General features: G+C 75.0%; 23 protein-coding genes. 11 read left to right on the top strand and 12 right to left on the bottom strand.

Annotated elements, in window-relative coordinates:
• Positions 1-93 precede the first annotated feature (93 nt).
• Both ACWIX7_RS21175 and ACWIX7_RS21170 read left to right on the top strand, forming a co-directional pair.
• Entirely contained in the window at positions 94-633 is a 540-nt protein-coding gene (locus tag ACWIX7_RS21175) for a dihydrofolate reductase family protein (RefSeq protein ID WP_448618381.1), read from the top strand.
• A gap of 129 nt (positions 634-762) precedes the next feature.
• Complete coding sequence (locus ACWIX7_RS21170) at positions 763-990, top strand: hypothetical protein (protein ID WP_448618380.1); 228 nt, start codon at positions 763-765, stop codon at positions 988-990.
• 3 nt (positions 991-993) lie between these two features.
• Here ACWIX7_RS21170 and rraA read toward each other — a convergent pair whose 3' ends face one another.
• Positions 994-1485: a ribonuclease E activity regulator RraA gene (gene rraA / locus ACWIX7_RS21165; RefSeq protein ID WP_448618379.1), complete on the bottom strand. Its 492-nt coding sequence runs from the start codon at positions 1483-1485 to the stop codon at positions 994-996.
• Between the two features lie 81 nt (positions 1486-1566).
• Here rraA and ACWIX7_RS21160 point away from each other — a divergent pair, with 81 nt between their 5' ends.
• A complete protein-coding gene (locus ACWIX7_RS21160) occupies positions 1567-2244 on the top strand; it encodes a GntR family transcriptional regulator (RefSeq protein ID WP_448618378.1) in 678 nt (225 codons plus the stop codon).
• Complete coding sequence (locus ACWIX7_RS21155) at positions 2241-3419, top strand: MFS transporter (RefSeq protein WP_448618377.1); 1179 nt, start codon at positions 2241-2243, stop codon at positions 3417-3419. The genes ACWIX7_RS21160 and ACWIX7_RS21155 overlap by 4 nt, the downstream gene beginning before the upstream one ends.
• A gap of 2 nt (positions 3420-3421) precedes the next feature.
• Here the strand turns inward: ACWIX7_RS21155 and ACWIX7_RS21150 are convergent, their stop codons facing one another.
• Genes ACWIX7_RS21150 through ACWIX7_RS21135 form a run of 4 tightly spaced genes read right to left on the bottom strand, consistent with a single transcriptional unit; the run spans position 3422 to position 6709 of the window.
• Positions 3422-4504 (bottom strand): isocitrate/isopropylmalate dehydrogenase family protein, encoded by a 1083-nt coding sequence (locus ACWIX7_RS21150; RefSeq protein WP_448618376.1) that lies wholly within the window; start codon positions 4502-4504, stop codon positions 3422-3424.
• A gap of 14 nt (positions 4505-4518) precedes the next feature.
• Positions 4519-5931, bottom strand: a complete 1413-nt coding sequence (locus ACWIX7_RS21145; RefSeq protein ID WP_448618375.1) for an NAD-dependent succinate-semialdehyde dehydrogenase — start codon at positions 5929-5931, stop codon at positions 4519-4521.
• The gene (locus ACWIX7_RS21140) at positions 5928-6401 is read right to left on the bottom strand and encodes a cupin domain-containing protein (RefSeq protein ID WP_448618374.1); all 474 of its coding nucleotides are present in this window, start codon (positions 6399-6401) and stop codon (positions 5928-5930) included. The genes ACWIX7_RS21145 and ACWIX7_RS21140 overlap by 4 nt, the downstream gene beginning before the upstream one ends.
• On the bottom strand, positions 6398-6709 hold the full coding sequence (locus ACWIX7_RS21135) for a putative quinol monooxygenase (RefSeq protein WP_448618373.1): 312 nt from the start codon (positions 6707-6709) through the stop codon (positions 6398-6400). The genes ACWIX7_RS21140 and ACWIX7_RS21135 overlap by 4 nt, the downstream gene beginning before the upstream one ends.
• 45 nt (positions 6710-6754) lie before the next feature.
• Between ACWIX7_RS21135 and ACWIX7_RS21130 the strand changes: the two genes are divergently transcribed.
• Together ACWIX7_RS21130 and ACWIX7_RS21125 are read left to right on the top strand one after the other, a co-directional pair.
• On the top strand, positions 6755-7837 hold the full coding sequence (locus ACWIX7_RS21130; protein WP_448618372.1) for an Ldh family oxidoreductase: 1083 nt from the start codon (positions 6755-6757) through the stop codon (positions 7835-7837).
• Entirely contained in the window at positions 7834-8529 is a 696-nt protein-coding gene (locus ACWIX7_RS21125) for a GntR family transcriptional regulator (RefSeq protein WP_448618371.1), read from the top strand. The genes ACWIX7_RS21130 and ACWIX7_RS21125 overlap by 4 nt, the downstream gene beginning before the upstream one ends.
• Before the next feature lie 188 nt (positions 8530-8717).
• Here ACWIX7_RS21125 and ACWIX7_RS21120 read toward each other — a convergent pair whose 3' ends face one another.
• From ACWIX7_RS21120 to ACWIX7_RS21110, 3 genes are all read right to left on the bottom strand, one after another.
• Positions 8718-9113 (bottom strand): universal stress protein, encoded by a 396-nt coding sequence (locus tag ACWIX7_RS21120; protein WP_448618370.1) that lies wholly within the window; start codon positions 9111-9113, stop codon positions 8718-8720.
• Between the two features lie 82 nt (positions 9114-9195).
• Complete coding sequence (locus tag ACWIX7_RS21115) at positions 9196-9891, bottom strand: response regulator (protein WP_448618369.1); 696 nt, start codon at positions 9889-9891, stop codon at positions 9196-9198.
• A complete protein-coding gene (locus ACWIX7_RS21110; RefSeq protein ID WP_448618368.1) occupies positions 9888-11495 on the bottom strand; it encodes an ATP-binding protein in 1608 nt (535 codons plus the stop codon). The genes ACWIX7_RS21115 and ACWIX7_RS21110 overlap by 4 nt, the downstream gene beginning before the upstream one ends.
• A gap of 185 nt (positions 11496-11680) precedes the next feature.
• Here ACWIX7_RS21110 and ACWIX7_RS21105 point away from each other — a divergent pair, with 185 nt between their 5' ends.
• The 4 genes from ACWIX7_RS21105 (at position 11681) to ACWIX7_RS21090 (ending at position 15547) form a co-directional block, all read left to right on the top strand.
• Positions 11681-12688 (top strand): Bug family tripartite tricarboxylate transporter substrate binding protein, encoded by a 1008-nt coding sequence (locus tag ACWIX7_RS21105; RefSeq protein ID WP_448618367.1) that lies wholly within the window; start codon positions 11681-11683, stop codon positions 12686-12688.
• On the top strand, positions 12685-13200 hold the full coding sequence (locus ACWIX7_RS21100; RefSeq protein ID WP_448618366.1) for a tripartite tricarboxylate transporter TctB family protein: 516 nt from the start codon (positions 12685-12687) through the stop codon (positions 13198-13200). Before ACWIX7_RS21105 ends, ACWIX7_RS21100 begins: the two co-directional genes overlap by 4 nt.
• Entirely contained in the window at positions 13200-14813 is a 1614-nt protein-coding gene (locus ACWIX7_RS21095; protein WP_448618365.1) for a tripartite tricarboxylate transporter permease, read from the top strand. The genes ACWIX7_RS21100 and ACWIX7_RS21095 overlap by 1 nt, the downstream gene beginning before the upstream one ends.
• 239 nt (positions 14814-15052) lie before the next feature.
• Complete coding sequence (locus ACWIX7_RS21090; protein ID WP_448618364.1) at positions 15053-15547, top strand: nuclear transport factor 2 family protein; 495 nt, start codon at positions 15053-15055, stop codon at positions 15545-15547.
• A gap of 4 nt (positions 15548-15551) precedes the next feature.
• On the opposite strand, the gene eutC is transcribed toward ACWIX7_RS21090, so the two are convergent.
• From eutC to eat, 3 genes are all read right to left on the bottom strand, one after another.
• Positions 15552-16307, bottom strand: coding sequence for an ethanolamine ammonia-lyase subunit EutC (gene eutC / locus ACWIX7_RS21085; protein WP_448618363.1), 756 nt, complete (start codon positions 16305-16307; stop codon positions 15552-15554).
• 73 nt (positions 16308-16380) lie between these two features.
• Entirely contained in the window at positions 16381-17793 is a 1413-nt protein-coding gene (locus ACWIX7_RS21080) for an ethanolamine ammonia-lyase subunit EutB (RefSeq protein ID WP_448618362.1), read from the bottom strand.
• A complete protein-coding gene (gene eat, locus ACWIX7_RS21075; protein ID WP_448618361.1) occupies positions 17790-19256 on the bottom strand; it encodes an ethanolamine permease in 1467 nt (488 codons plus the stop codon). The genes ACWIX7_RS21080 and eat overlap by 4 nt, the downstream gene beginning before the upstream one ends.
• A 195-nt stretch (positions 19257-19451) precedes the next feature.
• Here eat and ACWIX7_RS21070 point away from each other — a divergent pair, with 195 nt between their 5' ends.
• Positions 19452-20177, top strand: a complete 726-nt coding sequence (locus ACWIX7_RS21070) for a GAF and ANTAR domain-containing protein (protein ID WP_448618360.1) — start codon at positions 19452-19454, stop codon at positions 20175-20177.
• Positions 20178-20197: 20 nt separating this feature from the next.
• On the opposite strand, the gene ACWIX7_RS21065 is transcribed toward ACWIX7_RS21070, so the two are convergent.
• Entirely contained in the window at positions 20198-21097 is a 900-nt protein-coding gene (locus ACWIX7_RS21065; RefSeq protein WP_448618359.1) for an SDR family NAD(P)-dependent oxidoreductase, read from the bottom strand.
• Between the last annotated feature and the right edge of the window lie 158 nt (positions 21098-21255).

Raw genomic sequence — 21255 nt, 5'->3', positions numbered from 1 at the left:
GCATGCCTTGTGTAGCGCAGAGGTCCGACAGTCCTGAGCAGATACGTCGGCCGGGCGCCTCCGCTCGTCGGTGCCGTCGGGCACCCTCCTGGCATGGACGCGTCCTTCACCGGTTCGGTGTTCCTCGGCATGAGCGTCGACGGGTTCATCGCCCGTCCCGACGGCGACCTCGCCTGGCTGACCGGCGGCGCGCCGGACGACGGCGAGGGCGGCGACTTCGGGTTCGCCGAGTTCGTCTCCGGGGTGGACGCGCTCGTGATGGGCCGCGGCACCTACGAGGTGATCGCACCGCTGGCCGAGTGGCCCTACCAGGGCAAGCCGGTGCACGTCCTCAGCACCACGCTGGAGCCCGACCCCCGCGTCACCGTGCACCGCTCGTTCGAAGAGATGATCGCCGCGCTGACCGCCGCCGGCCACCGCCGGGTCTACGTCGACGGTGGCCGGACCGTGCACGACTTCCTCGCCGCCGGGCTGGTCGGCGACCTCACGCTGTCGCGGGTGCCGGTGCTCATCGGCGAGGGGCACACGCCGTTCGGGCCGCTGCCGGCCGACGTGCTGCTCGAGCACGTGCGCACCCGGACCTTCCCCGGCGGGATGGTGCAGACGACCTACCGGGTGCGCCGCGAGGGCTGAGCCGCCGGGACGGCGACCGGGATCCCCGGACCCAGCGTCACGCCCTGCAGCAGCCGAAGGTCGTCGCCGGTGCGGGTGCGGTCGACCGCCGCGTCCAGCTCAGCTCGGGCACGGCGCTACGTTGGGGCCGTGCGCCTGTGGAAGCTGCTCGGCCTGGCCGGTCTCGCCGGCGTCGTGGCGACCGGGGCGGTGCTGGCCCGCGGTGAGCGGCAGCGCCGGGCGCACACCCCCGAGGAGATCCCCGCCCGGCTGAGCGAGCGGCACGCCGCGCTGGCCGACGTCCCGGAGCCGGTCACGACCGCGGAGCTGGTCTCAGGGCGCGGGCACCGGCTCGCCCGGGTGCTGCGCCGCCGCTGACGCTCAGGCCGGCGGTGCCGGGAGGACGACGAGGCCGTCCCGGTCCGCGGCCAGCCACGCCCCCTCGCGGAACACCACGCCGGCGAAGACGACCGGCAGCCCGGCCTGGCCCGAGTGCAGCCCCTTCACGCTGCGCCGCGGGTGGGTGGCCAGCGCGCGCACCCCGATCGGCTGGGCGTCGAGCTCGTCGGCGTCGCGCACCGCGCCGTTGACCACCACACCGGCCCAGCCGTTCCGCGCGGCGAGGACGGCGAGGTTGCCGCCGAACAGGGCGCAGCGCAGCGAGCCGCCGCCGTCGACGACGAGCACCCGGCCCTCCCCCGGCCGCTCGACCGCGTCGCGGACCAGCGCGTTGTCCTCGAAGACCTTGAGCGTGGTGACCGGCCCGCTGAACGCCGGCCGGCCGCCGAAGGCCTGGAACACCGGGTCGCACACCTGCGCGTCGGGGTGGTCGTCGGAGAGGTCCGTCGTGGCCTGGGCCGGCGCGTCGGTCATGCGGACACGTTATAACCTGAGGACGTCGGGACGCAGCTCCGGTCCCAATAAGCAGCTCAGCGTGGTGTGGAGGTTGTGACGGTGTCCGGGACCGGCGTCGCCACCAAGAGCGAGCTGGCCTACGCACGGGTGCGGGAGATGGTCCTCGGCGGCGAGCTGGAGCCGGGCTCGGTGCTCAACCAGGCCACCCTCGCCCGGCAGATCGGCGTCAGCACCACCCCGCTCCGTGAGGCCCTGCGGCGGCTGGCCCAGCAGGGTCTGGTCGAGCTCGGCGCGCACCGCGACGCCCGGGTGGCCCCGCTCGACGCCGCCGAGGCGCGCGACCTCGTCGAACTCCGGCAGGACCTCGACCCGCTCGCCGCCGGCCTGGCCGCCCAGCGCCGCACCGCCGCCGACCTCGCCGAGATGGCCGACAGCCTGGCCCGCCTGGAGTCGCTGCCTCCGGACCCGTCGCCGGCCCAGCTGGCCGGCCACCGGCGGTTCCACGCAGCCCTGTACCGAGCCTCGCACAACGCGCTGCTGGTCGAGACCCTCGACGGCCTGTGGGACAAGACCGACCGCTACCGGCGGCACGCGCTGCGGGCCGGGCGCAGCGAGGAGGAGGTCGCCCAGCGGGCCGAGGAGCACCGGCTGCTGGTCGAGGCGGTCTCCGACCGCGACGCCGCGGCGGCCGGCGACCTCATGCGCCGGCACGTGGAGACCAGCCTGGCCGCCCGGGCCGCCGGTCGGCTGGCCGCCGCCGACCGGTCGTCGGCGTGAGCGCGCGGCTCCCCGGGGGACGGCGGCTGTTCGGGCTGCTGCTCGCGCACTCGGCGCTCACCCAGGTGGTCACCTTCGTGCTGCGCCCCACGACCGCGTACCGGGCGATCGAGCTGGACGTGCCGACCGCCTGGCTCGGCGCGCTCACCGCCTCGTTCGCCGTCGTCCCGCTGGTGCTCGCCGTCCCCTCCGGGCAGGCCACCGACCGGTTCGGCGAGCGGCGGGTGATGCTGGCCGGGGCGGTCCTGCTGCTGCTCTCGGCGGTCGTGCTCGCCAGCGGGCGCGGTGGAGCGGCCGGCCTGGTGGCCGGCAGCGTGGTACTCGGCACCGGCCACCTGCTCTCGGTCGTGGGCCAGCAGGCGGCCGTGGCGAACACCGCCGGGCCGGGCCGCTTCGACACGGCGTTCGGCCACTACACCTTCGCCGCCTCGCTGGGGCAGGCGCTGGGCCCCGCGCTGATCACCGTGGCCGGCGGTGAGGGCGCCCTGCCCGACACCCGGCCGATCTTCCTCGGGGCCGCGGGGATCGCCGTCCTGCTGCTCGGGTGCACCACTGTGCTGCGGTTCCCGGTCCGCGAGCGCTCCGGCGGCGCCGCCGAGACCGGCGGCATGGGCACCCTGCTGCGCCTGCCCGGCCTGCTGCGGGCACTGACCGTCAGCTGCGTCGTGCTCGCCGCCGTCGACATCACGCTGGTCTACCTGCCCGCCCTCGGCGCGGACCGCGGGCTGGCCGCCGGCACCGTCGGCGTGCTGCTGACACTGCGCGCCGCCGCCTCGATGACCTCGCGGTTCTTCCTCGGCCGGCTGGTGCGCCTGACCGGACGACGGCGGCTGATGCTGACCAGCGTCGCGCTCTCGGCGGTGTCGATGGCGGCGGTCGCGGTGCCGATGCCGGTCGCCGGGACGGTGGTCCTGGTGGTCCTGCTGGGACTGGGGCTCGGCGTCGGTCAGCCGCTCACCATGTCCTGGCTGGCGGAGATGGCGCCGGCCGGGCTGCGCGGCCGGGCGATGTCGCTGCGGCTGACCGGCAACCGGCTCGGTCAGGTGCTCATCCCCAGCACCGTCGGGCTGCTGGCCGCCGGCGTCGGCTCGGCCGGGGTGCTGTGGGCGACGGCCGGGGCGCTGGTCCTGGCCGGGGCCGCCGCCCGCCGGCTGCACGTGGACGGCGGCCCCTGACCTCAGGCCCGGGCGATGCGCGCCACCACGGCGTCGGTGAACTCTCCGGTCGAGGCGGAGCCGCCGAGGTCGCGGGTGCTGACGCCGCTGCGCACGGCCGCTCGGACCCCCTCCTCAACGCGCACCGCGGCGTCGACGAGCCGCGGGTCGCCGTGCCGGGTGCCCAGCCAGTCGAGCAGCATCCCGGCCGAGAGGACCATCGCGATGGGGTTGGCCAGGCCCTTCCCGGCGATGTCCGGGGCCGACCCGTGGGCGGCCTGGGCCATGGCGCGGTCGTCCGAGGCGTTGACCGACGGCGCGATGCCGAGGGAGCCGGCCAGCTCGCCGGCCAGGTCGGACAGGATGTCGCCGAACATGTTCTCGGCGACGACGACGTCGAAGTCCGCGGCCCGGCGCAGCAGGTGCACCGTCATCGCGTCGATGTGGAAGTCGTCGACAGCCACGTCGGGGTAGCCCGCGGCGACCTCGAGGCAGACGCGCTTGAACAGCCCGGAGCTCAGCTGCAGGACGTTGGCCTTGTGCACGATCGTGAGCCGGTTGCGCCGGCGCCGGGCCAGCTCGAAGGCGGTCCGGGCGATGCGCTCGACGGCCGGCCGGGTGAAGACCCCCATCGCGATGGCGACGTCGGGGGTCGGCATGTACTCGCCGGTGCCCGCGTGCGTGTTCCGGTCCGCGTAGAACCCCTCGGTGTTCTCCCGGACGATGACCAGGTCGGTGTCCGGGGCGATCGCCCGCCCGCCCTCGAAGGCGCGCGCCGGCCGCACGTTGGCGTACAGGTCGAAGTGCTTGCGCAGCGTGCCGCTCGGGTTGAGCTGCGACCGGTGCGGCTCGGGGTAGACGGCGCTGTCGTGCGGGCCGAGCAGCCAGCCGTCGAGGCCGGCCAGCGCCGCCAGCGTGACGTCGGGGATGGCGCTGCCGTGCGTCTCGATCGCGCCGGCCCCCACCGGGAGCTCCTGCCAGTCCACCGGCTCGGCGCCGGCGGCCGCGAGAGCGGCGTCGACCACCCGCACGGACGCGGGGACGATCTCGGGTCCGATGCCGTCGCCCAGCATCACACCCAGGCGGTAGCGGCGTTCCGTGGTCATGTCTCTCCTCGGGGTCACTCGGACGCGGGCACCGTGGCGGCGGGCTCGTCCAGGACCCACCAGGTGCGGACGTTGACGAACTCGCGGATGCCGGCCGCGGCCAGCTCCCGCCCGTAGCCGCTCGCGCGGGTGCCGCCGAAGGGCATGCGGACGTCGGAGGCGACGACGGCGTTGACGAAGGCCGCGCCCGAGCGGATGCGGCGGGCCACCGCGATCCCCCGCTCGGGGTCGGCGGTCCAGACGCTGGCCCCGAGGCCGTACCGGGTGTCGTTGGCGACCCGCACCGCCTCGTCCTCCCCGTCGACCTCGACGACGGCGGCCACCGGGCCGAAGACCTCCTCGTCGTAGGCGGGCACCCCGGGCCGGACGCCGGCCAGCACGGTCGGCGCGTAGAAGGTGCCCGGTCGGTCGAGCCGTCGCCCGCCGGTCAGCAGCCGCGCGCCCGCGGCGACCGAGGCCGCGACCTGGCGGTGCACGCCCTCGAGCAGGTCCTCCCGCGCCATCGGGCCGACGTCGGTGCCCGGGTCCTGCGGGTCCCCGACCGTGAGCACCTCGACCTCGGCGACCAGCAGCCGGGTGAACTCCTCGGCGACGGCGGCGTCGACGACCAGCCGCTTCGGCGAGATGCAGCTCTGCCCGGCGTTGAGCAGCCGTCCCCGGGCGGCCAGCGCGGCCACCCGAGGCAGGTCGGCATCGGCCAGGACGACGAACGGGTCCGAGCCGCCCAGCTCCAGCACGGATCGCTTGAGCGCGGCGCCGGAGGCCGCGCCGACCGCCCGGCCCGCGCGCTCGCTGCCGGTGATGGTGACCGCCCCGACGCGGGGGTCCTCGATCAGCCGCCCGGTCACGGCGGGGACGTCCGGCTCGGCGACCACCAGCGCGGTGAACAGCCCCTCCGGTGCCCCGGCGTCGCGCAGCACGCCTGCCACGGCCAGTGCGCACCCGGTGGTGTTCGGCGAGTGCTTGAGCAGCGCGGCGTTGCCGGCCATCAGCGCCGGTGCGGCGAACCGCAGCACCTGCCACAGCGGGAAGTTCCACGGCATGACGGCGAGCACCACGCCGACCGGCTCGTAGCCGATCCAGCTGCGGTCGGCGGAGGTGGCCACCGGCTCGTCGGCCAGGAACGCGGCAGCGTGCTCGGCGTAGAACTCGCAGGCCGTGGCGCACTTCTCGACCTCGGCGCGGGACTCGGCCAGCGGCTTCCCCATCTCCCGGGTGACCAGCAGCGCGAGCTCTTCGGCGTCGGCTCGCAGGACCCCGGCCGCCCGGCGCAGGACGGCGGCCCGCTCGGCGAACGGCAGCGCCGCCCAGCCGGTCTGCGCCGCGGACGCCCGGTCCAGCGCGGCGTCCACGTCGGCGTCCGAGAAGGCCGGGTACTCGTCCAGCCGCTCCCCGGTGGCGGGGTCGACGGTGACGACGGCGCTCACGCCCGGCTCGCGCTGTCGCCCTGGCGCGCGGGTCCAGCGCCGCGATCGCTGTCGGACAGGTGCTCGAACGTCTCGCCGGTCGCGGTGATCGTGCGGGTGACGTCGCGGCCGCCGTAGACCCAGTAGATGGTCATCGTGCCCTCGCCTCGGTTGCGGAAGCAGTGCGGGACGCCGGCCGGGACCCAGGTGGCCTGCCCCGCGACCAGGTCGAACTCGTCGTCGCCGACGACCGCGGTGGCCTCGCCCTCGTACACGAGGACGGTTTCCTCGACGTTGTGCGAGTGCAGCGGGATCCTGGTGCCGGGCGAGAAGACGGTCATCCCGGTGGTGACCCGGTTGCCCTCGCAGTTCCACTTGCCGACGAACGGGATGGTGACGACGCCGTTGCCGCGGTCGAAGCGCTCGATCTCCTCGGGGCGCAGGACCATCGACGGCGGGACGGGCTGCGTCGGCTCGGGTGCGGTGCTCACGCTGACTCCTCGGTGGTGTGGGTGACCAGCAGCTCGCCGGGGGTGTTGACCTGGCCGGCGAGCACCTGCTCGGCGATCTCGCGCCACCGCGCGAAGTGCGGGGACGCCTTGTGCGCGGCGAAGGCCTCCGCATCGGCGTAGAGCTCGTAGAGCACGAAGCGGTTCTCGTCGCCCTCCACAGAGCAGACGTCGAACCGCAGGCACCCCGGCTCGTCGCGGACCGACGCCTCCGCGTTGGCGGCCATGCCGGCGAGGAACTCCTCGCGCCGGCCCGGCCGCACCTCCATCTGGACCACCAGGCTGAACATCGTCTCCCCTTCCCTCGAAGTGCCGTATGCAATACTGTATACATCATGGCATACAACGAGACGCAAGGAGTGGGCGGCCGGATCCCCGCGACGTCCCTCCGGGAGTTCGGCACCCAGGTCCTCGCCTCCCAGGGGGTCCCCGGCGAGGACGGCGCCCTGGTGGCCGACAGCCTCGTGCAGGCCGACCTGTGGGGTCACCAGTCGCACGGCTTCCTGCGCCTGCCCTGGTACGCAGCGCGCCTGCGCTCGGGCGCCATGCGCGCGGTCACCGACCCGGCGGTGCTCACCGACACCGGCCCACTCGTCCTCCTCGACGGCCGCGACGGGATCGGGCAGGTGCTCACCGAGCGCGCGCGCCGGATGGCGGTGGAGCGGGCGCGCGCCCACGGCGTCGGGGTCGTCGGGGTGCGCAACTCCAACCACTTCGGCACGGCCATGTACTTCACCCGCCGCGCCGCACAGGACGGGTGCGTCGCCGTCCTCACCACCAACGCGAGTCCGGCGATGGCGCCGTGGGGTGGACGGGAGAAGCGGCTGGGCACCAACCCCTGGTCGATCGCGGCGCCCGGCCCCGATGGGAGGGTGGTCGCGGTCGACATCGCCAACACGGCAGTGGCCCGGGGCAAGATCTACCTGGCGAAGAACCGGGGCGAGCCCATCCCGGAGACCTGGGCCCTGACCGCGGACGGCGCGCCGACGACCGACCCGGCGGAAGGAGTGCTCGGCGTGATCCTGCCGATGGCCGGCCACAAGGGGTACGCGATCACGTTCCTGATGGACGTCCTCTCCGGGGCCCTGACCGGCAGCGCCGTCGGCACAGGGGTCCGCGGGCCGTACGAGGCCGATCGGCCCAGCGGCTGCGGCCACCTCTTCCTCGCGCTGGATCCCGATGCGTTCGGCGATCGCGCCGGCTACGAGGCCCGCGTGCGGCGACTCGTCGACGAGGTGAAGTCCGTTCCGCTCGCGCAGGGCTTCGACGAGGTCTTCTACCCCGGGGAGCCCGAGGACCGCGCCGAGGCGGCGAACCTCGCCGCCGGGGGCGTCGTCCTCGCCGAGCAGTCGCTGACCGACCTCCGTGCACTCGGAGCAGAGGCCGGGGTGCCGTTCCCCGGTGGGGAGGGGGCGTGAGCACCGAGGAGGCCAGCAAGGCCGACCAGGTGCACCGGCGGCTGAGAGAGGAGATCGAGCTCGGCGAGCTGGCCCCGGGGACGCCGCTGTCGGAGCTCTCGCTGGTCGCGCGCACCGGCGCCTCGAGGACGCCGGTGCGCGAGGCCCTGCGCCGGCTGGCCGCCGAGGGCCTGGTGGACCTGGTGCCGCGGCAGGGCGCGCGGGTCTCCCGGGTGTCGGCCCGCAGCGTCCGCGACCTCTTCGAGTTCCGCACGCTGCTGGAGCCGGCGGCCGTGCGACAGGCCACCGAGGCCGCGGTCGCCGACCCGCAGGTGCACCGGGCCTTCGCCGAGATGCGCGAGGGCTTTGCACGGCTGCAGGCGCAGCAGCCGTCCCAGGCGCGGTCCCGGGCGTTCTACCACCTGGCCGACCGGTTCGACTGGGCGGTGATCGAGGCGACCCGCAACGAGCACCTGCGCCGCACGATCGCCGAGGTGCGGCCGCACACCGCCCGGCTGCGCAACCTCTCGCACGTCGACCCCGCACGGGTCGACGTGTCCGTCGCCGAGCACATCGTCATCTGCGACGCGCTGCTGACCGGGGACGCCGACACGGCAGCGGCGGCGACAGCCGAGCACCTCGAGCTCAGCCTGCGGACGATCTTCCGCAACCTGGCCGCGGGCCCCGGCGACGCCCTCGACCTGCTCGGCTGAGGACCACCCCTCCCCCACCCCTCGCAAGCTCGGCGCGGGCCCCTCTGAGGGTGGCCGGCGGGAGCCCGGAGACGTGCTGGAACGGCCCCCTGCAGGGTCCCGCCGCGAGCCTGGTGACGTGCTGGAACGGCCGGCCTTCAGGGCCCCGCGCCGAGCCTGCGGGGCGTGGGGGGAAGGGTGGTCCTTCTTCAGAAGCCGGCCTTGACCGCCAGCACCGGGCAGTGCGCGTCGAGCAGGATCCGCTGGGCCTGGCTGCCGGTGATCAGCTTCCCGGTGGGCGTGCGGCGGCGCATGCCGATGACGATCAGGCTGGCCTTGACCCGATCGGCGGCGTCCACGACCTCGTCCGAGGCGTCGTGCCCGGCCACCCGCTGGTCGATCTCGTAGACCACCCCGGCGCCGTCGAGCTTGGCCCGCACCTGGTCCAGCGCCCGCTCCGAGGCGAACCGGGGGTCGGCGAGGACGTCCCCGCGCGAGCTGTTGACGACGTGCAGCGGCTGGTCGCGCAGCCGGGCCTCGGTGATGGCGGCGTCGAGGGCGGCCTCGCCCTCGGGGGTGGGGACGTAGCCCACGACGATGGTCATGGCCGGAGAGTAAGCGGCGGTGGGATCCCGGCTGCGCTTGTGCCCCTAGCGGTCGTTGCGGTCATTGCGTCCCCGCCGCCGCTCACCCGGGACGCTGCGGGGAGCGGAGGGTGAACCGCCGCTCCGGCCGCCCGGCGGTGCCGTAGCGCTGGCGGACGTCGGCCTCCTCCTGCGTGACCAGCTGCTCCAGGTACCGGCGGGCACTGACCCGGGCCAGCCCGGTGCGCTCGCTGCACTCGGTGGCCGACAGCCCGTCGGCGCCCGCCGCGCCGAGCACCTCCCGCACCAGCTGCAGGGTCTCCGGCGCGATCCCCTTGGGGGTGGTGGGCACGGGCCGGCCCCCGCCGCGCGCGCCGGCGAAGACCCGGTCGACGTCGGCCTGCCGCGGCTGGCTCAGCGCGGCCAGCTCCGCCCGCACCGCGGCGAACTCCCGCAGCCGGCTCTCGAAGGTCCGCCGGTCGAAGGGCTTCACCAGGTAGTGCAGGACGCCGCCGTGCAGCGCGCTGCGGATGCTCTCGACGTCCCGGGCCGCGCTGATGACGACGACGTCGACCGGCGCGCCGTCCGCCCGCAGCCGGCGGAGCACCTCCAGGCCGGTCATGTCCGGCAGGTAGACGTCGAGCAGCACCAGGTCCGGCCGCAGCCGCCGGACCGCGGCGAGCGCGTCGGCCCCGGTGGACGCCGTCCCCACCACCTCGAAGCCGTCGAGGGCCGCCACGAACCCGGCGTGCACCTTGGCGACCATGAAGTCGTCGTCGACGATGAGCGTCCGGATCACGCGTCCACCAGCGACGCGCCGGCAGGGATGCGGGCGGTGAAGACCGAGCCGTCCGCCGAGCTGACCGTCACCTCGCCGCCCCGCCGGGTGCACACCAGCTGCACCAGGGACAGCCCGATGCCCCGCCCGGCGGGGACCGCTGCGCCATCGGTGGACCGGCCGCTCTTCGTCGAGACCCCGCGGCGGAAGACCTCGGCCTCCATGCCCGGGGGGACGCCGGGGCCGGAGTCGCGGACGACGACGTCGACCTCGTCGTCCACCAGCCCCAGGCCCACCTCGACCCAGCGCTCGGCGGCGCCCGAGGCGGCGTCCAGGGCGTTGTCGACCAGGTTGCCGACGACGGTGGCGACGTCCGTGCTCAGCTCCGGGCTCAGCACCGGCAGCGCGGAGTCCGGCGCGACGCGCAGGTCGACGCCGAGCTCGGCGGCCTGGCTGGCCTTGGCGATGAGCAGCGCGGCCAGCGCCGGGTCGCGGACGGCGTCGGTGACGGCGGCGCCGAACTCCGAGCGGCTGGAGCTGACCCGGTGCACGAAGCGCACCGCCTCCTCGGCCTCGCCCAGCTCGATCAGGCCGGCGATGGTGTGCAGCCGGTTGTCGAACTCGTGGGCCTGCGCGCGCAGGGTGTCGGTGACGTGCCGGGTGAGCTCCAGCTCGCGGCGCAGCTCGAGCAGCTCGGTGCGGTCGCGCAGCGTGGCCACCGACCCCAGCGGGCGGCCCCGGCTGGTCAGCGGCAGCCGGTTGACCACCAGCACCCGCCCGGCGCTGCCCACGGCCCGGTCCCGCTCGACCCCGGTGGACAGCAGCGCGGCGCGCACCTCCTCGGCGACACCGAGCTCCTCCAGCGTGCGGCCGAGGGCGTCCCCGGGGATGCGCAGCAGCCGGATCGCCTCGTCGTTGACCAGGGTCACCCGGCCGCGCAGGTCCAGCCCGACCACGCCCTCGCGGATGCCGTGCAGCATCGCGTCGCGGTGCTCGACCAGCCCGGCGATCTCGGCCGGTTCCAGCCCGAGCGTCTGCCGCTTCACCCGGCGTGCCACCAGCAGCGACCCGCCGATGCCCAGCGCGCTGGCCAGCCCCAGGTAGGTGAGCAGGTTGGGCGCGGCCGCTTCGAGGCCCCCGAGGATCCCCGGGTAGTCCCGCCGCACCGCGACCAGGCCGAGCACGCGGTCCCCCTGCGAGGAGTAGACCGGCGCCATGGCGACCGCGGCGTGACCGTCGCGCACCTCGACGTCCCCCACCCAGGACCGCCCCTCCAGCACCCGGCTGACCCCGAGATCGAGCGGCTGGCCGAGCAGCCCGGGGTCGGCGCTGGCGAGGACGGTCCGGTCGGCCAGGGCGACGACGACGTCGGCGGACCCGGAGGTGCTGCGGCTGTCCTCCGCGGCGTTGCGGACGTACTCGACGCGGCCCAGCTCCAGCGCGGTGCGGGTGGCGCGGCTGTTGGCCAGCGTCTCGGCGATCTCCAGCGCGCGGCGGCCCGCCACCTCCTCGGCCCGCTGCGTCGACTGGGCGACGGTGACCGCCGCGACGCCGACGAGGACGACGCAGACGATGACCACCTGCAGCGCGAGCAGCTGGCCGGCGAGCGACAGCCGCCGGGGCACGGGCACTCCTGACTGGTCGGGGGACGCGGCACGCCATCGGACCCGGGCCGGGCCTGCCGTCGCAACACGACGCCGTGCACACAACGACCACAACGTCCGATGCGCACGCAAGCGTGACACGCGCCACGCGTGTTGCGACGGTCCCTGCGAGCGGCGGACGTCCGCCGGACACACAGGAGGAACCCATGCGCACTGCTTCCCTGCGGAAGCTCACCGCCGGCACGGTGGCCGCCGGTCTGCTGCTGACCGGGTGTGGCACCACCGCCGAGGGCGGCTCCGCCTCCGGCGGTGGCACCGGGGAGGGCCCGGTCACCGGCCTGCGGGTCTTGGTCCCGAACTCGCCCGGCAGCGGTTACGACACCACCGCGCGCGCCTTCGCCCAGGTCGCCGAGGAGGAGGGGCTGGCCGAGACGATCGAGGTGTTCAACCTCGAGGGCGCCGGCGGCACTGTCGGCCTTCAGCGCCTGGTCAACGAGACCGGCAACGCCGACCTGCTCATGCAGATGGGCCTGGGCGTGGTGGGCGCGCAGTACAGCAACCAGTCCGAGGCGACCCTCGACCAGACCACGCCCATCGCGCGGCTGATCGAGGAGGCCGAGGCGATCGTCGTCCCGGCGGACTCGCCGTTCCAGAGCATCGACGACCTGGTCGCCGCCTGGCAGGCCGACCCCGGCAACACCCCCGTGGGTGGTGCGTCCAACCCCGGTGGCCCCGACCACCTGACCCCGATGCTGCTGGCCCAGGAGGTCGGCGTGACGCCGACCGCGGTCAACTACGTCGCCTACGACGGCGGCGGCGAGCTGCTGGCCGGCATCCTCGGTGGGGACGTGGCCTTCGCCGCGACCGGCATCGGCGAGGTCACCGAGCCGGCCGCCTCCGGTGACGTCCGCATCCTCGCGGTCACCAGCGCGGAGCCGGTCGAGGGCGTCGACGCCCCGACCCTCACCGAGTCGGGCGTGGACCTCACCTTCACCAACTGGCGCGGCATCGTGGCGGCCCCGGACATCACTCCGGAGGAGGCCCAGCGGCACGTCGACCTCATCACCGAGATCCACGACAGCGAGGCCTGGCAGCAGGTGCTCGAGGACCAGGGCTGGACCGACTCCTTCGTCACCGGCGACGAGTTCGGCTCCTTCCTCGACGAGGAGAGCAAGCGGGTCCAGGGCGTGCTGAGCGAGCTGGGCCTGACGTGAGCGCCGCCTCCTCGGGAGGCACGACCCGGGAGCAGGGCCGCTCCGAGTTCGGCGTGGCCCTGTTCCTGGGGGCGCTCGGCCTCCTCGTCGTCGTCTCCGCACTGCTGCTGCCGGAGAGCCGGATCGCCCGCGGTCCGGTCGGCCCGGCCGCCGTCCCCGTGGTCGTGGGCGGCCTGCTGGTCCTCACCTCGGTGTTCCTGGCCGTCGACGTCTGGCGCGGCGGCCGGGGTGAGCCCGAGGGTGGCGAGGACATCGAGCTGACCGGGGGCAGCGACTGGCGCACCGTCGCGATGCTCGCCGTGGCGTTCGTCGCGAACGCGCTGCTGATCGAGCCGCTGGGCTGGGTCTTCTCGGGCGCGATCCTGTTCTGGGGCAGCGCCTTCGCCCTCGGCAGCCGGCACTACGTGCGCGACGCAGTGATCGCCGTCGCGCTGTCCATCGGCAGCTTCTACCTGTTCGCCCTCGGGCTCGGCATCGTCCTGCCCCCGGGCATCCTGAGGGGGATCCTCTGATGGACGCCTTCGTCCAACTGGGGAGCGGTTTCGCCACCGCTCTGACACCGACCAACCTCGCCTTCGCGCTGCTCGGCGTGCTGCTGGGCACGGCGATCGGGGTGCTGCCCGGCATCGGCCCGGCCATGACCGTCGCGCTGCTGCTGCCGCTGACCACGGGGCTGGGCGTCACCACCGCGCTGATCATGTTCGCCGGCATCTACTACGGCGGCATGTACGGCGGGTCGACGACGTCGATCCTGCTCAACACCCCCGGCGAGAGCGCCTCGGTGGTCACCGCCATCGAGGGCAACAAGATGGCCCGCTCCGGCCGTGCCGCCCAGGCCCTGGCGACCGCGGCGATCGGCTCGTTCGTGGCCGGCACGATCGCCACGCTGCTGCTCGCCCTGGTCGCACCCACGGTCGCCGACCTCGCCGTGCAGATCTCGCCCGCGGACATGTTCGCCGTCATGCTGCTGGCGTTCATCGCCGTGACGTCGGTGCTGGGCAGTTCCCGCGTGCGCGGCCTGGCCTCCCTCGGCCTGGGCCTGACCGTCGGCCTCATCGGCATCGACGCCACCTCCGGTCAGCAGCGGCTCACCTTCGGCATCGGCGAGCTCGCCGAGGGGATCGACATCGTCGTCGTGGCGGTCGGCCTGTTCGCCGTCGGCGAGGCGCTGTGGACGGCGGCCCACCTGCGCCGCCGCCCGGTCGAGGTGATCCCGGTCGGCAACCCGCGGATGAGCCGGTCGGACTGGAGCCGGTCGTGGAAGCCGTGGCTGCGCGGCACCGCCATCGGCTTCCCGTTCGGCGCGATCCCCGCCGGTGGCGCCGAGGTGCCGACGTTCCTCTCCTACGTCTCCGAGAAGCGCTTGTCCAAGCACCCCGAGGAGTTCGGCAAGGGCGCCATCGAGGGCGTCGCCGGCCCGGAGGCGACCAACAACGCCTCCGCCGCCGGTGGCCTGGTCCCGCTCCTGACGCTCGGCATCCCGACCACCGCGACCGCGGCGGTCATGCTGGCGGCCATCGAGAGCTACGGCATCCAGCCGGGGCCCCGGTTGTTCGCCACCGAGCCGGCGCTGGTGTGGGGCCTGATCGCCAGCCTCTTCATCGGCAACGCGGCGCTGCTGCTGCTGAACCTCCCACTGGCGCCGCTGTGGGCCCGGCTGCTGCGGATCCCCCGCACGTACCTGTACGCGGGGATCCTCTTCTTCGCCAGCCTCGGCGCCTACGCGGCCAACGCCAACGTGTTCGACCTGTTCCTGCTCCTGGTCATCGGCGCGCTGGGCTTCATGATGCGGCGCTACGGCCTGCCGCTGCTGCCGGCGATCATCGGGGTCATCCTCGGCCCGTTCGCCGAGGAGCAGCTCCGGACCGCCCTGCAGATCAGCAACGGCCAGCTCAGCGGGCTCGTCGACCCGGTGGCAGTGGTCGTCTACGTCATCGTGGCGCTCATCCTGCTGTTCCCGCTGATCCGCCGGGTGCTGCCCAAGAAGGCGCACGTGCCGGTGATCGACGAAGCCGTGCACGAGATCGAGGAGGCGCACCACCACCACGGGACGACCGACGCGATCTCGGTCGAGGCCCGGGCGAAGCGGGGATTCGACCGGTCCCAGGACTCCGACAGCCTCTGACGACGACGGCGAGGGGGGAGGGAGGCCGCGGCCTCCCTCCCCCCTCGCCGTTCCCTGCTGACCGGAGCCCACCCGCGCCGGGACGGAGGGCGACCGCCACACCGCCCGCGGCCGCTCCCCTTCCCCGGCGGGACGGCGGGGTCGACGCTGCAGGCGCCCGCCGGTGTCGCCGAGCGTCGTTCTGGGTCGTCCGCCCGGCGACGCCGACGCGGTCCTCCACCCGTGCGGCCCTCCTGCAGGTGGAAGGACCCCCGTCCTGCCCGGACGGGGCCGGGGGCAGGAGGGTCCTCCTCCTGCGAGGAGGCACCCATGACGATGCAGGCGGGCCCGGCGTCCTCCGCTTCGGCACACCCAACGCGCAGCGGATCCGGGATGCCTACGACGGTTTCCTCCGGGGCGACCTCGGCCCCCTCGACGACCTCCTCGCCGAGGACGTCGAGTGGTACGAGGCCGGCCGCAACCAGCTCAGCGGCCTCCACCGCGGCCGCGACGCGGTGCAGCGGGTGTTGCAGCGGCTGGGCGAGCTGACCGGGGGCAGCCTCCGGGTCGACGTCCGCACCGTGCTCGCCGACGACACCGACGGCGTGGCCGTCCTGCGGACCAGCGCCCGCGGCGGGGACCGCACGTTCGACGACGTGCTCGAGCTGCACGTCTACCGGTTCAGGGACGGCCGGGTCACCGAGTGGCACCAGGCGTTCGAGGACCAGTACGCGGTGGACGCCGTCCTGGGGTGAGGCGTCAGCCGGCGCCGGCGGGCAGTGCCGGGCCCTCGTCCTTGAGCACCACGCCCGAGGCGCCGAGCTCGCGCGCCGCCCCGAGCAGCGCGGCCACGGTGTCCGCGGCCTGCGGGTAGGACAGCCCGTGCGGCGGGCGGACGTTGGACACGCAGTTGCGCTCGGAGTCCGCCCGCCCCGGCCGCGGGGCCCAGGTCAGGTAGACGCCGAGGGAGTCCGCCGACGACAGCCCCGGCCGCTCGCCGATCAGCACGACGACGGCCCGGGCCCCCAGCGCCTCGCCGACCGCGTCGCCGAGCGCCACCCGCGCCTGGTGCGCCAGCACCAGCGGGGCGACCGACCAGCCGGGCAGCCGCTCGAGCAGCGCGGTCACCAGGCCGGCGGCGTGCTCGTGCACCGCCCGCGGGGAGAGCCCGTCGGCCAGGACCACCGCGAGGTCGGCGCCGCTGCGCGGCAGCTCGGTGCCGGCCGCGAGCTGCCGGCCGAGGTCGGGCCGCTGCAGGTAGGTGGCGCGGTCGGGCGCGGCCGAGTGCACCTCGAGCAACTCGACGCCCGGCAGTGCGGCCCGGACGACCGCCGGGTCCAGCGGCTGGTGCACCGCGTCGCGCGCGGCAGCGTGGGCGGCGCGGAACTCCAGCTCCCGCGCGGTGGGCAGGGCGTCGCCGGCCCGGCCGAGCGCGACCCGGGCGCGGGTGGCCGCGCGGAGCACCGCCCACGGGTCGTCGCCGGGGGGCAGCGGCGCGTCGAGGGCCGAGCTCACGAGCCCTCCTCGCTGGCGCTCGTCGACCTCGTTCGCAGAGCTGCTGTACCTCTGCATGACCTCGCGAGCTCGGTCACGACGACGCCGCCGCGAGGAGGGCCCGCGCGGCGGGCGCGTCCGCGGCCAGCTCGCGCACCCGACCGGCGTCGTCGAGCAGGTCCATGCGGGCCAGCCACGCCTCGAACTCCGGCGCCGGCCGCAGCCCGAGCACCGAGCGGGTGGTGAGCACGTCGGAGAAGGCCAGCGACTGGTAGTGCAGCATCACGTCGTCCATCCCCGGCACGGCGATGAGGAAGGTGCAGCCGGCCGCCCCGAGCAGGAGCATCAGCGAGTCCATGTCGTCCTCGTCGACCTCGGCGTGGTTCGTGTAGCAGACGTCCACGCCCATCGGCAGACCGAGCAGCTTGCCGCAGAAGTGGTCCTCCAGCCCGGCGCGCAGCACCTGCTTGCCGTCGTAGAGGTACTCCGGGCCGATGAACCCGACGACGGTGTTGACGATCAGCGGGTGGAAGTGCCGCGCGACGGCGTAGGCGCGGGCCTCCAGCGTCTGCTGGTCGACCGGCCGGCCGCCGATGCCGTGGTGCGCGTCGGCCGACAGCGCCGAGCCCTGCCCGGTCTCGAAGTAGGTGACGTTCGAGCCCACCGTGCCGCGGCCCAGCGCCAGCGCCCCGGCGCGGGCCTCGGCGAGCAGGTCGAGGGTGACGCCGAAGCCGCGGTTGGCCGGCTGGGTGCCGGCGACCGACTGGAACACCAGGTCGACCGGCGCGCCCTGCTCGAGGGCCCGCAGCGTGGTGGTCACGTGCGCGAGCACGCAGGACTGGGTGGGGATGCCGTAGCGGCCGATCACCTCGTCCACCAGCTCCAGGAGCGCGACCGTGCGGGCCGGGGAGTCGGTGGCCGGGTTGATGCCGATGACGGCGTCCCCGCAGCCCTGCAGCAGCCCGTCGACGATGGACGCCGTCACGCCCAGCGGGTCGTCGGTCGGGTGGTTGGGCTGCAGCCGGGAGGCCAGCCGGCCGGGCAGGCCCAGGGTGCTGCGCAGCCCGGTGACCACCCGGGTGCGCCGGCCGACGGCGACCAGGTCGGCGTTGCGCATCAGCTTCGACGTGGCCGCGACCATCTCCGGGGTCAGCCCGGGGGCCAGGTCGCTGATCGACGCCTCGTCCCCCGCGGCGGCCCAGGCCAGCAGCCGGTCGCGGAACTCCCCCACGGTGAGCGACGCGACCGGCGCGAAGGCGACCGGGTCGTGGGTGTCGAGGACCAGCCGGGTGACGTCGTCCTCGTCGTAGCCGACCACCTGCTCGTCGAGGAAGGTGGCCAGCGGGAGGTCGGCGAGCACCGTCTGCGCGGCGACCCGCTCGGCGGCCGACTCCGCGGCGCAGCCGGCGAGGACGTCGCCGGAGCGGGCCGGTGTCGCCTTCGCCATCAGCTCCACCAGCGTCGGGAACTCGTAGGTGTGCCCGCCGACGGTGCCCACGCGTCTCATCGCACGTCCTCCTCCGCGTCGGCCAGCAGCTCGAACTCCTCCTCGGGCGCCGAGGCCACCAGGTGGTGCCGGCTGTAGAGGGCGAAGTACGCGAGGAACGCGCCGTAAGCGGCGAGGGTCCACAGCGCGGCGGTGACGTCGACGAGGAAGGTCGCCACGACCGCGGCGGCGGCGAGCACCAGCGCCACCCCGGTGGTCGCCGTCCCGCCCGGCGTCCGGTAGGGGCGCGGCAGGTCCGGCTCGCGGCGGCGCAGCACGATGTGGCTGATCATCATCAGCACGTAGGACACCGTCGCACCGAAGACCGCCATGTTGAGCAGCATCGCGCCCTGACCGGTCAGCGACAGCACGAAGCCGATGGCCCCGGGGACCAGCAGGGCCAGCATCGGCGCCTTGCGCGCGTTGGTCACCGACAGGGCCCGCGGCAGGTAGCCGGCGCGGGAGAGCGCGAAGGTCTGCCGCGAGTACGCGTAGATGATCGAGAAGAAGCTGGCGACCAGCCCGAAGAGGCCCGCGTAGTTGACCACCGTGGTCAGGCCCTCGGGTGCGCCGGCACCGGCCAGCGCGTCGACCGGCGGGTTGCCCGAGCCGGCGATCGCCGCCGACCCGGCCGCGCCCGGGGTGAACACCAGCATGAGGACGGCGAGGACGACGAGGACCGCCATCGCCGCGACGATCCCCCGCGGCATGGACCGCGCCGGGTCACGGGCCTCCTCGGCGGCCAGCGGCACGCTCTCCACGGCGAGGAAGAACCAGATGGCGAACGGGAAGGCCGCCCAGATGCCGATCAGCCCGTACGGCAGGAACGCCGAGGCGCCGGCGGCGTCGGTGGGTGCGATGTCGAGCAGCAGCGCGCCGTCGAACCGCGGGATCGCGCCGGCCAGGAACACCACCAGCCCGGCCAGCGCGACGACGGTGACGGCGAACATCGCCTTCAGCGCCTCACCGACGCCCAGCAGGTGGATGCCGACGAACAGCGCGTAGACGGCGAGGTAGACCCACCAGCCGTCGGTGATGCCGAACAGCCCGAGCGACTCGACGTAGGCGCCGATGAAGGTGGCGATGGCGGCCGGCGCGATCGCGTACTCGATGAGCACGGCGACGCCGGTGGCGTACCCGCCCCACGGGCCCAGGGCGCGGCGGGCGAAGGTGTAGCCGCCACCGGCGGTCGGCAGCGCGGAGCCGAGCTCGGCCAGGCCGAACACCATCGCGGTGTACATGACCGCCATGAGGACGACGGCGATCAGCAGCCCGCCGAAGCCGCCCTCGGCCAGGCCGAAGTTCCAGCCGGCGTAGTCGCCGGAGATGACGGCCGAGACGCCGAGACCGGCCAGCAGCAGCCAGCCCGCCGTCCCGGTGCGCAGCCGGCGTCTCTCGAGGTAGCCGGCCTCGACCCGCTCGGCCTCCACGCCCGCGTGCGCGGACCTCGGCGGGGTGGGGCGGGCGCTGGGATCGGCGGTCACGGGCGCCTCCGGGAGTCGGCCCGCCGGAGGCGGGGAGGGCCAGCGTGGTCCGGCGTCCGGCCCAGGTCAACGGGCCGCGACGGCGGCAACACGCTGTTCACGACACACCCGACCCCGGGGGCTGCCGCCTCCGCCGGCGTGCGGGATGATTCCAGCAGGGCACCACCGGATCGGGCGCGACACGGAGGGGCAGCAGTGACGCCGGGAGGGGACACGCGGTCGGACGACGGCGAGCTGCTCGCGCTGCTGGCGGCGGGAGGTGACCTGCGGTCCTTCCTGGGCGACCTGGTGCGCCTGGCCGTCCGGCAGGTCCCGCGCGCGGAGGCCTGCGGGCTGACCCTGGCCCGCGACGCCACCGGGGTGACCGTGGCGAGCACCGGGTCGATGGCCCAGCGGGCCGACCAGCAGCAGTACCGGCAGGACACCGGCCCGTGCCTGGAGTCGATGCGCACCGGCACCGTCGTCCGCGTGGACGACATGGCCGCCGAGGAACGCTGGACGCCCTATCCGGCGCAGGCCGCGGAGCTCGGCGTCCGGTCGTCGCTGTCACTGCCCCTGGTGGTCGAGGGGCGCAGCCGCGGTGCGCTGAACCTCTACGCCACCGAGCCGCGGGTGTTCGGTGCCGACGACGAGGCGACCGCGTACCGCTGGGCGGGGCAGGCCACCGGCGCGCTCGCGGTGGCGCTGCGGATCGCCGACAGCGACCACCGCGCCGAGTCCCTGCTCAGCGGCCTGGACACCCGGGCCACCATCGGTCAGGCGGTCGGCCTGCTCATGGCGCAGGAGCGGGTCACGGCCGAGCAGGCCTTCGACCTGCTGCGGATCGCCTCGCAGCGGCGCAACGTCAAGCTCCGCGACGTCGCCGCGGGCGTCGTCGCCGCGTTCGAGGAGGGCCTGGCCGACCGGCGCGAGCGGTGGTGACCTGGTGACCGCTCCGCGCCTCAGAGGCCGTGCCAGCGGCCGTCCTTGGCGTTGCGCTCCTGCCGCGGGGCGAACACGTTGCCCTCGGTGGGCGGTGCGCCGTCCCCGGCCAGGGCGAACACCTGGAACAGCGGCCCGACCAGCGCGTCGTAGACCGCCGGCAGCAGCCGGAACCCGGCGATGACGACCGGGTTGGCGAAGCCGGACTGCACCAGCCGCCGCGGCCGGTCCAGCCGGGCCACCACCGCGCGCGCCACCCGCTCCGGCGAGTACACCGGGGGCGGCGGGCGGCCGGTGCTGCCGGCCCACGTCGCGCCCTGGTAGTAGATCGGGGTGTTCACCCCGCCGGGGGCGACGGCGGAGACGTGCACGCCGGGTGCGTCCCGGGTCTCCTGCTGCAGCGTGCGGACCAGACCCAGCTGCCCCCACTTGGCCGCCGCGTAGGTGCCCATGAGCGGCGCGGTCACCGAGGCCAGCAGCGAGCTGACGACGACCAGGTGACCGGCGCCCTGGCGGCGGAACACCGGCAGCGCGCTGCGCGCGAGGTTCGCGGTGCCGTGCAGGGAGGTGTCGACGACGGCCTCGAAGGCCGCGCGGGGCACGTCCTCGATCCGGCCGTAGGCCATGGTCTGCGCCGAGTGGACGACGGCGTCCAGGCGGCCGAGCCGCTCGACGGCGGTCTCGACCGCCCGCTGCACCGCGTCGGCGTCGCTGACGTCGGCCGGGCAGACCAGGACGTCGGCAGCGCCCTTCCCGCGGGCCTCGGCCGCGGTCTCCTCCAGCGCCTCGCGGCCCCGGGCGACGAGCACCAGCCGGGCGCCCCGGGCGGCGAGGGTGTGCACGGTGGCTCGGCCGATCCCGCTCGAGGCGCCGGTGACGAGGGCGGTCAGGGGGCGGGACGGCGCGGCGGGCGGCGGCATGCGGCTCCTCGGGCTCGGGAGGGGGATGGGCGCGGGGACGGGTCCCGTGCGCGTCGGTGGAGTGGCTCTACCCACCGCCCCTCCGGGTCATGCGACGGAGTCCGCCGTCGGCCCTCCCCAGGCCCACGCGAGGGAGTCGACCGTCGGCCCTCCCCGGG

The organism is Geodermatophilus sp. URMC 65, assembly GCF_053502545.1.
Note: the sequence above shows the minus strand (reverse complement) of the source record. Positions and strands in the feature narration are given on the sequence as shown.

Coding starts and splice junctions, on each gene's coding strand:
- ACWIX7_RS21080 (WP_448618362.1), bottom strand. CDS start 17,793: ATGAGACGCGTGGGCACCGTCGGCGGGCACACCTACGAGTTCCCGACG.
- ACWIX7_RS21120 (WP_448618370.1), bottom strand. CDS start 9,113: ATGACCATCGTCGTGGGCTACGTCCCCACCCCCGAGGGCGAGGCCGCC.
- ACWIX7_RS21130 (WP_448618372.1), top strand. CDS start 6,755: ATGGCATACAACGAGACGCAAGGAGTGGGCGGCCGGATCCCCGCGACG.
- ACWIX7_RS21135 (WP_448618373.1), bottom strand. CDS start 6,709: ATGTTCAGCCTGGTGGTCCAGATGGAGGTGCGGCCGGGCCGGCGCGAG.
- ACWIX7_RS21150 (WP_448618376.1), bottom strand. CDS start 4,504: ATGACCACGGAACGCCGCTACCGCCTGGGTGTGATGCTGGGCGACGGC.
- ACWIX7_RS21105 (WP_448618367.1), top strand. CDS start 11,681: ATGCGCACTGCTTCCCTGCGGAAGCTCACCGCCGGCACGGTGGCCGCC.
- rraA (WP_448618379.1), bottom strand. CDS start 1,485: ATGACCGACGCGCCGGCCCAGGCCACGACGGACCTCTCCGACGACCAC.
- ACWIX7_RS21065 (WP_448618359.1), bottom strand. CDS start 21,097: ATGCCGCCGCCCGCCGCGCCGTCCCGCCCCCTGACCGCCCTCGTCACC.
- ACWIX7_RS21095 (WP_448618365.1), top strand. CDS start 13,200: ATGGACGCCTTCGTCCAACTGGGGAGCGGTTTCGCCACCGCTCTGACA.
- ACWIX7_RS21175 (WP_448618381.1), top strand. CDS start 94: ATGGACGCGTCCTTCACCGGTTCGGTGTTCCTCGGCATGAGCGTCGAC.